We start from the raw sequence: 11524 nt of genomic DNA, 5'->3' as shown, positions 1-11524 counted from the left end.
CACCCTCGCCGCGATCCGCGACCTGGTGGCGGAAGTCGAGACGGAGGCCGGCGGGACCGGCCCGGTCGGGGTCGGGATCCCCGGGGCGATTTCCCCGACGACCGGCCTCGTGAAAAACGCCAACTCCACCTGGCTGATCGGGAAACCGCTCCACCTGGACCTGGAGGCGGTCCTCGGGCGCGAGGTTCGCGTCGCCAACGACGCCAACTGCTTCGCCCTCTCCGAGGCCGTGGACGGGGCGGCGGCGGGTCGCAGCGTCGTCTTCGGGGTGATCCTGGGGACCGGGGTCGGGGGAGGGATCGCGGTGAACGGGCGGGTCCTGACCGGCCCCAACGCCATCGCCGGCGAATGGGGGCACAACCCGATGCCGTGGCCGGAGCCCGACGAGTGGCCCGGCCCCCCCTGCTGGTGCGGGAAGACGGGGTGCATCGAGACGCTGCTGTCGGGGCCCGCCTTCGAACGGGACGGGCGGGACCCCGAGCGTCACGCCGATCGGCTCGCGCGGGCCCTCGCGATGGTCCTCAACCTGCTCGATCCCGACGTGATCGTCCTCGGGGGCGGACTCTCGAACCTCGACCTGCTTTACGAGGCGGTCCCGGCCCGTTGGGGACGGTGGGCGTTCTCGGACCGGATCGCGACGCCCCTGCTCCCCCCGAGGTGGGGCGACTCCAGCGGGGTGCGGGGGGCCGCCTGGCTCTGGGAGGGACGGCGAATAGGGAACTGACTTGGTACGCTATCCGGCCCTTCAACGGAGTACCGCATGGAGACCGTTTTCCCCTGGGCCGAGTACTGGTGGTTCTACCTCGCCTTCCTCGGCTTCGTGCTGGTGCTGCTCGCGCTCGATCTGGGGGTGTTCCACCGCCAGGCGCACGAGGTGAAGTTCAAGGAGGCCGCGACCTGGAGCGTCGTCTGGGTCGCGCTCGCGCTCCTGTTCAACTACGGCTTCTACGTCTACGCCTCGGACAAGTTCGGCCCCGACATCGGGGCACAGAAGGGGCTCGAGTTCCTCACCGGCTACATCGTCGAGAAGTCCCTTTCGGTCGACAACATCTTCGTCTTCGTCATGGTCTTCTCGTACTTCGCGATCCCGCCGAGGTACCAGCACCGCGTCCTCTTCTACGGGATCCTCGGCGCGCTGATCTTCCGCGCCATCTTCATCGCCCTCGGCTCGTACCTGATGGCCTTCCACTGGGTCGTGATCGTCTTCGGCGCCTTCCTGATCCTGACCGGCCTGAAGATGATGTTCGTCCCCGACAAGGGGATCGACCCGGAGAAGAACCCGGTGATCAAGCTGCTCCGCAGGCTGATGCCGATCACCCCCGAGCTCGACGGCCAGAATTTCGTCGTGACGCGCGACGCGCGGCGGTACGGGACCCCTCTGCTCGTCGCGCTCGTCTTCATCGAAGTGTCCGACATCATCTTCGCGGTCGACTCGGTCCCGGCGATCTTCGCTCTCACCAAGGAGCCGCTGATCGTCTTCACCTCGAACGTCTTCGCGATCCTGGGGCTGCGGGCGATGTATTTCCTGCTGGCCGGCATCGTGGACCGCTTCGTGTACCTCAAGTACGGTCTCGCGCTCGTCCTGGTGTTCGTCGGCCTGAAGATGGTGTGGCTCAACGAGGCGTTCGGCGGGAAGTTCCCGATCTCGTGGTCGCTCGGGATCATCGGGTCGGTCATCGGCCTCTCGGTCGCCGCGTCGCTGCTGTTCGGCACGAAGGCCGCCGCTCCCGGCAAGCCCTGAAACTCCCCCTCCCCCCGCCCGTAGGGGCCGGCCTCGCTCGAGCCCGCCCTACGCGGGGGGAGGTTTCATGTTCCGCGCGCTCGTTTCGCTGACGCTCGCCGCCGCCGCCGGTCTCGCCGGCGCACGCGCGGCCGACGTCGACATCCCCTTCCAGAAGTTCGTCCTCGACAACGGCCTCACGCTCCTCGTGCACGAGGACCCGAAGGCGCCGATCGTGGCGGTCAACGTCTGGTACCACGTCGGATCGAAGAACGAGAAGCCGGGGCGCACCGGCTTCGCGCACCTGTTCGAGCACCTGATGTTCAACGGGAGCGAGAACTACGACGACGACTACTTCAAGGCGACCGAGGTGCTCGGCGCCACGGACCTCAACGGGACGACCAACGAGGACCGCACGAACTACTTCCAGAACGTCCCGAAGAACGCCGTCGACCGGATCCTCTGGCTCGAGTCGGACCGGATGGGGCACCTCATCGGCGCGATCGACCAGGAGCGGCTCGACGAGCAGCGCGGCGTCGTGCAGAACGAGAAGCGCCAGTACGAGAACGAGCCGTACACCCTCGCCGACGACCTGATCACGAAGGCCGTGTGGCCCGCCGGGCATCCGTACTCGTGGACCGTGATCGGCTCGATGGAGGACCTTTCCGCCGCCAGGCTCGAGGACGTGCACGCCTGGTTCCGTTCGTATTACGGAGCCGCCAACGCCACGATCGTCGTCGCCGGGGACATCAAGGCCGCGGACGCCCTCGAGCGCGTGAAGAAGTACTTCGGCGACGTGCCCCCGGGGCCTCCCGTCTCCCGCCACCGGACCTGGATCGCCAAGCGTTCGGGGACGCAGCGCCAGACCGCGGAGGACCGGGTTCCCGCCGCGCGCGTCCTCAAGGTCTGGAACGTGACCCCGACCGGGTGGGCCGACACCGACCACCTCGATCTGATCGCGAAGGTCCTCGCCTCCGGGAAGAACTCCCGCCTCTACAAGCGCCTCGTCTACGACGAGCGGCTCGCGTCCTCGGTCCAGGCGTTCGTGGACGACCGCGAGATCGCCAGCCTGTTCCGGATCGAGGCGACGGCCTCGCCCGGCGGCAGCCTCGCCGCGGTCGAGAAGGCGCTGGACGAGGAGCTCGCCCGGCTCCTCGAGGAAGGGCCGACCGCGGCCGAGGTCGAGCGCGCCCGGGCCCAGACGATCGCCGGTTTCGTCCGCGGCATCGAGCGCATCGGCGGGTTCGGCGGAAAGTCCGACATCCTCGCGAGAAGCCAGGTCTTCCTCGGAAGCCCGGACGCCTGGAAGCAGGGGTACGAGCGGGTGCGCACGGCGACCCCCGCCGATCTCGCCGGCGCCGCCCGTCGCTGGCTCGCCGACGGGGCGTACGTGCTGGAGATCCACCCCTTCCCCGAGCGGACCGCCGCCGCGACGGGCGCCGATCGCTCGAAGCTCCCCGATCCGGGTGCGACCCCGGCCGCCACCTTCCCGAAGATCCAGCGCGCGAAGCTCTCGAACGGCCTGTCGATCGCGCTGGTCGAGCGCCGCGCGATCCCCGTCGTCGAGATGGACCTCATCCTGGACGCCGGGTACGCCGCCGACCGCGCCGATCTCACGGGCACGGCGGCCCTCGCGCTGGACATGCTCGACGAGGGGACGAAGACGCGGTCCTCGCTCGAGATCAGCGACCAGTTGCAGCGGCTCGGCGCGACGCTGGGCACCGGCTCCGCGCTGGACACCTCCAACGTCTCGATGTCCGCGCTGAAGGCCAACCTCGACGCCTCGCTCGACCTCTTCGCCGACGTCGTCCTCAACCCCGCGTTCCCCCCGTCCGATTTCGAGCGGCTCAGGGCGCAGCGCCTCGCGCAGATCCGCCAGGAGAAGGCCGAGCCGGTCTCGATGGCGATCCGCGTGATGCCGCCCCTCATGTACGGAGCGGGGCACTCCTACGGGGTCCCGCTCACGGGGAGCGGCTACGAGAGCACCGTCGCGAAGATGACCCGCGACGACCTGGCCGCCTGGCACAAGGCCTGGTTCCAGCCCGACCGGGCGACGCTCGTCGTGGTCGGCGACACGAGCCTCGCCGAGCTGCAGCCCAAGCTCGAGGCGCGACTGAAGGACTGGAAGCCCGGGAAGGCCCCGGCGAAAAGCGTCGCCGCGGTGCCGGCGCGCAGGGGAACGACGATCTACGTCGTCGACCGACCGGGGTCGATCCAGTCGGTGATCCTCGCCGGCCAGCTCGCCCCCGCCAAGGCGAACCCCGACGAGGTCGCGCTCCAGACGATGCAGACGATTCTCGGCGGAGGGTTCATCTCGCGGATCAACCTGAACCTCCGCGAGGACAAGCACTGGTCGTACGGCGCCGGAGGGTTCCTGCTCGACGCCCGCGCGCAGCGCCCGTACATCTTCTTCGCCCCCGTGCAGGCGGACAAGACGAAGGAGTCGATGCAGGAGCTCCTCGAGGAGATCCGCGGGATCCGCGGCGGGCGTCCGGTCACCCCCGAGGAGCTGCAGGGGGCCAAGGATCAGATGACCCTCACCCTCGCAGGCCAATGGGAGACCAACGACGCGGTCGCCGGGAGCCTCGTCGAGCTCGTCTCGTTCGGCCTCCCGGACGACTACGTCACGACCTTCCCGGCGAAGGTGAGGGCCCTCGGCGCGGCCGACGTGCCGGCGGTGGCGACGAAGACGCTCCGGCCCGACGACCTGCTCTGGGTCGTCGTCGGCGACCGCGCCCGGATCGAACCGAAGCTCGCGGAGCTCGGCTGGGGCGAAATCCGGTTCGTGGACGCCGACGGCCGACCGGTGAAGTGACCGACCCAACCGCCGGCGCGGCGCCGGGCACCACTCGTGTCCGGCGCCGCACCCCCCACCCCCCGACGGCGTAACAATTCCCGTCGCCGGTTCAACCCGGAGGAGGTGGGGCGTGGCGCAGGGGGAGATCGAGTTCATCCGGCCGCTCTCGGCGGCGATCGACCGCATGAAGGCCGCGTTGTTCCGTCCGTTCCGCGCCGAAGTCTGGTTCGTCGTCGGATTCTCCGCGTGGCTCGCCTGGCTCGGGCAACACGGCAGCTACGGCAGCGGCGGAAAGTGGGACCTCGACGAGGTCGACGGCGTGCCCGGCCCGCAGTTCCTGCTGCGCGGCTGGCTGGAGCGGATCCGCGACTTCCTCGACCACTGGCAGGTGATCCTCGGGATGATCACCCTCGCGGGGATGATCCTCGTCGTCCTCGTCGCGATGGTGTGGATCAGCTCGAGAGCGAAGTTCATCCTCCTCGAGAACGTCGCCAAAGGGCACGCACGCTTCGTGGACCCGTGGTCCCGGGCGTCCGCGGCGGGGTGGTCCCTGTTCTGGTGGCGCCTGGTCTACGCGGCGATCCTCCTCGCGTTCTTCGGCACGCTCGTCGCGATGTGGTGGGTCCGCGCCGCGGTGCCCTTCCTCGAAGGGGACCCGATCGTGCTCGGGTCGCTCGTCTGGCTCACGCTCCTGGCGTTCCCGCTCGCGGTCGTCTGCACCTTCGTCGGCTGCTTCCTCGAGCATTTCGTCGTCCCGATCATGGCCCGTCACGGCCTGTCGGCGACCGCGGCATGGGGGCGTTTCCTCGCGCTTTTCCGCGAGAATCCGGTCCCGTTCGTCCTCTACGGACTTTTCCTGATTCCGCTCTGGATCCTCGTGTTCGTCGCGTGCGGAATCGTCGGCCTTCTCACCTGCTGCCTGGGATGGATCCTGATGGCGCTCCCCTACATCGGGATGGTCGTGCTGCTGCCGGTCTACTACACCCACCGTGCGTTCGGCCCCGAGTTCATGGCGCAGTTCGGACCGGAATGGGACTGCCGGGGCTGAGGCTGTGATAGAACCTCCCGCCCCCGGGGAGGTTCGATGTCCCGCACGGATACGGCGGCAGCGCCGCCGACGGCGAAGAAGGTCCCTCGCACGCTCGTGCTCCACGGCGAAACGCGCGTGGACGACTACTTCTGGCTGCGCGACAAGGCGAATCCCGAGGTGCAGGACTACCTTCGCGCGGAGGACGCCCATGCCTCGGCGTGGATGAAGCCGACCGAAGGCCTCCAGCAGCGGCTCTACGACGAAATGCTCGGGCGCATCCAGGAAGACGACCTGAGCGTGCCCGTCCGCAAGGGGGGATGGTTCTACTTCAGTCGCACGGAGAAGGGAAAGCAGTACCCGATCCTCTGCCGCAAGCGCGCGCTCGACGCGGCGGAGGAGGTCGTGCTCGACCTGAATGCGATGGCGGCGGGCCACCCGTTCTTCGCGATCGACACCTACGAGATCTCCGACGACGGGAATCTGCTCCTCTACTCCACCGACACCACCGGGTTCCGGGAGTACACCCTCCAGGCGATGGACCTGCGCACGCGCGAGGACCTCGGGATCCGGGTCGAGAAGGTCAGCTCCGCCGCCTGGGCCGCCGACAACGCGACGGTCTTCTACGTGACCGACGACGCGGCGAAGCGGCCGTACCGACTCTGGCGGAGGACGATCCCCGCCGGTGGCGAGGCGACCCTCGTCCACGAGGAGACCGACGAGCGGTTCAACGTGGGGATCTCGCGCACGCGAAGCCTCGCGTACCTGCTGATGTCGATCGACAGCCACACCCAGACCGAGGTGCGCTGCCTCGACGCCGAGGCGCCGTGGGGCGAGTTCGCCACCCTCGTCCCGCGGGCGAAGGACCTCGAATACGACGTCGAGCACGGCGGCGGGCTGTTCTACCTGCGCATCAACGACACGGGGCGCACGTACCGGCTGGTCTCGGCGCCGGCGGGCGATCCCCGTCGCGAGAACTGGGTCGAGTTGATCCCCAACCGCCCCGACGTCATGCTCACGGGGGTCGACGTCTTCGCCACCCACTACGCGGTCACGGAGAAGCGGGACGGCCTGGATCGCATCCGGATCGTTTCCCTCGTCGACGGCGCCTCGCGTGACGTCGACTTCCCCGAGCCCGCCTACGCGATGTTCCCGACGGGAAACGCCTCCTTCGACGCGACCGCCTACCGGTTCCAGTACCAGTCGCCGATCACCCCGCCGACCGTCTACGAGCAGGACCTGCGGACCGGGGAGATGAGGATCCTCAAGCGCCAGCCGGTCCTCGGCGGGTACGACCCGGCGCGATACGCCGTCGAGCGCGTCTGGGCGGAGGCCCCCGACGGCGTGAAGGTCCCGGTCTCGATCGCCTACCGGAAGGACCTCTTCCGCCGCGACGGATCGAACCCCGGGTTCCTTTACGGCTACGGCTCGTACGGCTACCCGATGTCCCCGACCTTCTCGTCGAACCGCGTGAGCCTGCTCGACCGAGGGGTCGTGTACGCGATCGCGCACGTCCGTGGGGGCGGCGACCTCGGGAAGCCCTGGCACGACCAGGGGCGGATGCACCGGAAGATGAACACCTTCACCGACTTCATCGCCTGCGCCGAGCACCTGGTCCGCGAGAGGTACACCGCATCCGACCGGCTCGGGATCGAGGGCGGGAGTGCCGGCGGCCTCCTGATGGGCGCGGTCGTGAACCTCCGCCCCGACCTTTTCCGGGCGGTGATCTCCAAGGTCCCCTTCGTCGACGTGATCAACACGATGCTCGACGAGACCCTCCCTTTGACGGTCGGCGAATTCGAGGAATGGGGGAACCCGAAGGTCCGGGAGGACTACGAGGTCCTCAAGGCCTACTGCCCCTACTCGAACCTCAAGCCGGGGGCCTATCCGGCGATGCTGGTCAAGACCTCCACCGAGGACCGCCAGGTCATGTACTGGGAGCCGGCCAAGTACGTGGCCAGGCTGCGCACCCTCAAGACGAACGGAACCCCGGTCCTCTTCAAGGTCAACTTCGCCGCCGGGCACGGCGGGGCCTCGGGGCGCTACGACGCGTTGAAGGAAACGGCCTTCGACTACGCCTTCCTCCTCGCGCAGGTCGGGCTCTCGGAGTAGATTGAGTGCGCGCGGGGGCCGAGGTTCTCATGTACCACGGCGAGCGGTTCAACTCGATCACCCACCTCGTCGGGACCGTCCTGGCCCTGATCGGGGTCCCTTTCCTCGTGATCGCGGCGGCCCGCAGCGGGGAGGCGATCCCGGTCGTCTCGGTGAGCATCTTCGGTTCGACGCTGGTCCTGCTCTACCTCCTCTCGACCCTGTACCACAGCGTCCGGGGCCGGGCGAAGGAGCTTTTCCAGAAGCTCGACCACCTCGCGATCTACCTGCTGATCGCGGGGACCTACACCCCGGTCGCCCTGGTCGCGCTCGGCGGCACCGCCGGCTGGACGATCTTCGGCGTCAACTGGGGGCTCGCGCTCGTCGGGATCGTCGTCGAGTTCATCCCCTGGAAATACAGCCGGGTGATCTCGCACATCCTCTACGTCGCGATGGGCTGGCTCGCGCTCGTCGCCCTCGGCTCGATCCTCCGGGGGACCGGCGTCGTCGGCGGCACGCTGATCCTCGCCGGCGGGATCCTCTACACCGCGGGGATCGGGTTCTACGCCTGGAAGCGCCTCCCCCACCACCACGGGATCTGGCACCTCTTCGTGCTGGGCGGGAGCATCTGCCACTACGTGGCGATCCTGCTCCTCGTCGGCTGATTCAGCGGCTCTTCCCGACCCCGACGCGCGCGCAGTCGCCGCGCACCGGACAGATCGAACACCTCGGCGAAACCGGAGCGCACACCTTCTGGCCGTGACGCACCAGGGTCTCGTTGATCGGGATCCACCACCGTCCCGGGAGGATCTCGCGCAGCCTCGCCTCGGTCTCGTCGGGATGCCGGGTCCGAAGCCACCCGAGGCGGTTCGCGATCCGGTGCACGTGGACGTCCACGCAGATCCCCGGCAGGCCGTAGCCGAGGGTGACCGTGAGATTCGCGGTCTTCCGCCCGACGCCGGGAAGCTCGAGCAGCTCGTCGATCGTGCGCGGCACCTCCCCCCGGTGGCGCTCGAGGAGGATCCTCGAGATCGCCCGGATCTGAGCCGCCTTGCGACGGTAGAAGCCGACGGGAAAGATCAGCTTCGCGATCGTCGCCTCGCGCAGCTTCAGCATCCCCGCCGGGTCGCTCGCCCTCGCGAAGAGCCTCTCGGTCGCCGGGTAGGTCGTCTCGTCCTTGGTCCGAAGCGAAAGGATGCACGAGATCAGGACCCGGAAGGGGGACTCGCCGTTCGCCTCCCTGAAGCGCGTGATCTCGTACCGGCGCGAGAGGATCGAGAGGACGCGCGACGGCCCGCCGCGGCGGATCACGTCGTCTCCAGCGGCACGTCCCGGGTCGGCCGCGGGAAGTCGCGGTCGAGCTCCGCGAGGTCCTGCGGCGTCAGCACCAGCTCCGCCGCCCTTCGATTCTCGCGGACGTGCTCCGCCCGCGTCGCCTTCGGGATCGCGACGACCGCGTCGTGGCGCAGCGCCCAGGCGAGCGCGATCTGCGACGGGGTCGCCGCGTGCCGGCGGGCGACCGCCTCGAGTCCCGGGGACCGGCGCAGCGCCCCCTGCTCGAGCGGCGAGTAGGCCATGACGGCGATGCCCCGCGTTTCGCACCACGGGAGCAGGTTCCGCTCGATGCCCCGCCGCCCGAGGTTGTAGAGGACCTGGTTCGCCGCGGCGCCCTCGAGCCCGGCCATCTCGTCCACGTCGAAGTTGCTGATCCCCCAGTGCCGGATCTTCCCCTGGCGTCGGAGATCCTCGAACCCCGCGACCGTCTCCGCGATCGGGTGCGACCCCGGCCAGTGCAGCAGGTACAGGTCGAGGACCTCCGTACGCAATCGCCGGAGGCTCGCCTCGCAGGCGCGGATCGTTCCCGCTCGGGACGCGTTGTGGGGGAGCACCTTCGAAACCAGGTAGACCTCCTCCCGTCGTCCCTCGATCGCCTCGGCGACCACCTCTTCCGCGCCGCCGTCCGCGTACATCTCCGCGGTGTCGATGAGGGTCATGCCGAGGTCGAGGCCCAGGCGCAGGGCGTTGACCTCGTCGCGCCGCAGGCTCTTGCGCTCCCCCATGCGCCAGGTCCCCAGGCCGAGCGCGGGGATCTCCGCGCCGGCGCGCGTGCGAACGGTCGCGATCACGCCCGCGACTCCGGCGCCCAGACGAGCGCGACCGGCTCGAGGTCGAAATCGGCCTTTCGCGGCGGGATCTCGAGGGTCTCGATCGCCGGCTCGCCGCTCCGTTGCGCGTCCACCTGCTGCTGCAGCTCGAACTCGAGGTCGGCCAGCGCCTTGCGGGCGAGCTCCACGCCCTCCTGCGCCGCGGCGATGTCCTCTTTCTCCCGCGCCGCGCGCCCGAATCCTCGTGCGGCGGTCGTCGCGCGCCCGACGTTCGCGGCGCTGGCGAGCTTGCGGCCGAACAACGCGCCGAGGACCGACGCTCCGACCGAGATCGCCGCCTGCGTCTTCTGCTGGTCGTACTGCGCGGCCTCGCGAGCGACGCGCTCCTCGGCCCTGCGGAGCTTCTCCTGCGCGGAGGCGACCTTCGTCGCGTACGTCCTGCGCAGCTTCTCGACCTCGGCGTCGCGGCGCTCGCGCACGGCCAGCTGCACGCGCGCGCGGAACTCGTCCGGCCCCTCCCCCGCCTTCCCGAGGAGCTTCAGCTCGGGACAGACCGGAAGCTGCAATCGCCGCGTCCGGTACAACGTCTCCGCGAGGTCCTTGGTCCACGTCGGGTAGTTCTTCGGACGCGCGGCGGCGGCGGGAAGCGGGGCGAAGGTCGTCCCCGCGGGGGCCTCGCGACCGAGCACCGGCTTCGCCGGGAGCGCGAGCGCCCGGTCCCACGAGGGGGAACCGGCCTCGGGAATCGGCGTCATCAGGTACGCGTCCTCCCAGAGGTCCACGCCGTGTTTCGCCTGGACGTAGTGAATTCGGGCGTGGCTGTACGCATGGGGCCGGAGCACCCCGCTCGCCTCCGCAACGAAGTGTTCGGCGATCTCCGGGGGCAGGGCGGGACGCTCGCCGCCGGGGGACGACTCCGTCGGCGCGGCGACGGCCGGAGCGGGAGCGGAAGCGACCGCCGGCTTCGCGAGCTTCTGGATCTGCACTCGCGTGAGCGGCCCCCGCAGGTACGACAACGTCCAGCGCGTCTGCATCAGCGTCGGGGCGTCGTCGTGCACGTTGTGCATCAGGAAGACGCGTTTCCCCAGCGACGACAACATCGCGTCGCACGCCGCCCGGTCGAAATTCCTCCCCGACGCCGCCGACGCCCCCTCGAGACCCTCCAGGACCCGCTCCTTGTCCCGCTCGGTCTGGAGCCTCCCCAGAAACCACGTCCCCGCGTTCGAAAGCCCCTTGTAGTCGAGGTCCACCGGGTTCTGCGTCGCCACGACGACGCCGAGGCCGAACGCACGCGCCTGCTTGAGCAGCGTCAGCATCGGGATCTTCGACGGCGGATTCGCGACCGGGGGGAAGTAGCCGAACACCTCGTCCATGTACAGCAGCGCCCGGAGGCTCGAGGTTCCCGACTGGGTCCGCATCCAGGCGACCATCTCGTTCAGGAGCAGCGTCACGAAGAACATCCGCTCCGCGTCCGACAGGTGGGCGATGGAAACGACCGAGATCCTCGGCTTCCCCTCGGCCGTCCAGAGCAGCCGCCTGACGTCGAGGGGCTCCCCCTCGACCCATGCCGCGAACCCCGGGGAGGCGAGGAGGTTGTTGAGCTGCATCGCCAGCGCCGACCGTTCGCGCGACGGGAAGAACGCCTCGAGGTCGAGCACGCCCACCCGGTCGAACGGCGGGGTCTGGATCGCCCGCACGAGCGCCCCGAGGTCGACCCCCTGTCCCTTCCCCCATGCGTCGTCGAGGATCCGCGCGATCAGGATGTGCTCGCGGCTTCGCACCGG

Annotated in this window: 9 protein-coding genes; 6 read left to right on the top strand and 3 right to left on the bottom strand. The window is 69.4% G+C overall.

The features are described 5' to 3' along the window. The 6 genes from VF139_06690 to VF139_06665 form a co-directional block, all read left to right on the top strand. On the top strand, positions 1–724 hold a 724-nt coding region (locus VF139_06690), incomplete at its 5' end, for an ROK family protein (protein HEX6851078.1). Between the two features lie 36 nt (positions 725–760). Continuing rightward, a complete protein-coding gene (locus tag VF139_06685) occupies positions 761–1741 on the top strand; it encodes a TerC family protein (protein ID HEX6851077.1) in 981 nt (326 codons plus the stop codon). A gap of 67 nt (positions 1742–1808) precedes the next feature. Continuing rightward, on the top strand, positions 1809–4535 hold the full coding sequence (locus tag VF139_06680; GenBank protein ID HEX6851076.1) for a pitrilysin family protein: 2727 nt from the start codon (positions 1809–1811) through the stop codon (positions 4533–4535). 112 nt (positions 4536–4647) lie between these two features. Continuing rightward, positions 4648–5565: a hypothetical protein gene (locus VF139_06675; GenBank protein HEX6851075.1), complete on the top strand. Its 918-nt coding sequence runs from the start codon at positions 4648–4650 to the stop codon at positions 5563–5565. A 36-nt stretch (positions 5566–5601) separates the two neighbouring features. After that, positions 5602–7656 (top strand): S9 family peptidase, encoded by a 2055-nt coding sequence (locus VF139_06670; protein HEX6851074.1) that lies wholly within the window; start codon positions 5602–5604, stop codon positions 7654–7656. 5 nt (positions 7657–7661) lie between these two features. Beyond that, the gene (locus VF139_06665) at positions 7662–8300 is read left to right on the top strand and encodes a hemolysin III family protein (GenBank protein ID HEX6851073.1); all 639 of its coding nucleotides are present in this window, start codon (positions 7662–7664) and stop codon (positions 8298–8300) included. 1 nt (position 8301) lies between these two features. Here the strand turns inward: VF139_06665 and nth are convergent, their stop codons facing one another. The 3 genes from nth to VF139_06650 all read right to left on the bottom strand — a co-directional run. After that, positions 8302–8946 (bottom strand): endonuclease III, encoded by a 645-nt coding sequence (nth, locus tag VF139_06660; protein ID HEX6851072.1) that lies wholly within the window; start codon positions 8944–8946, stop codon positions 8302–8304. Next, positions 8943–9761 (bottom strand): aldo/keto reductase, encoded by an 819-nt coding sequence (locus tag VF139_06655; protein ID HEX6851071.1) that lies wholly within the window; start codon positions 9759–9761, stop codon positions 8943–8945. Before VF139_06655 ends, nth begins: the two co-directional genes overlap by 4 nt. Next, the coding region (locus VF139_06650) for a hypothetical protein (GenBank protein ID HEX6851070.1) at positions 9758–11524 on the bottom strand (1767 nt) is incomplete at its 5' end. The genes VF139_06650 and VF139_06655, both read right to left, overlap by 4 nt.

The organism is Candidatus Polarisedimenticolaceae bacterium (genome assembly GCA_036376135.1).
Taxonomy (GTDB): domain Bacteria; phylum Acidobacteriota; class Polarisedimenticolia; order Polarisedimenticolales; family DASRJG01; genus DASVAW01.
This window is presented reverse-complemented; position numbering and strand designations above follow the sequence as displayed.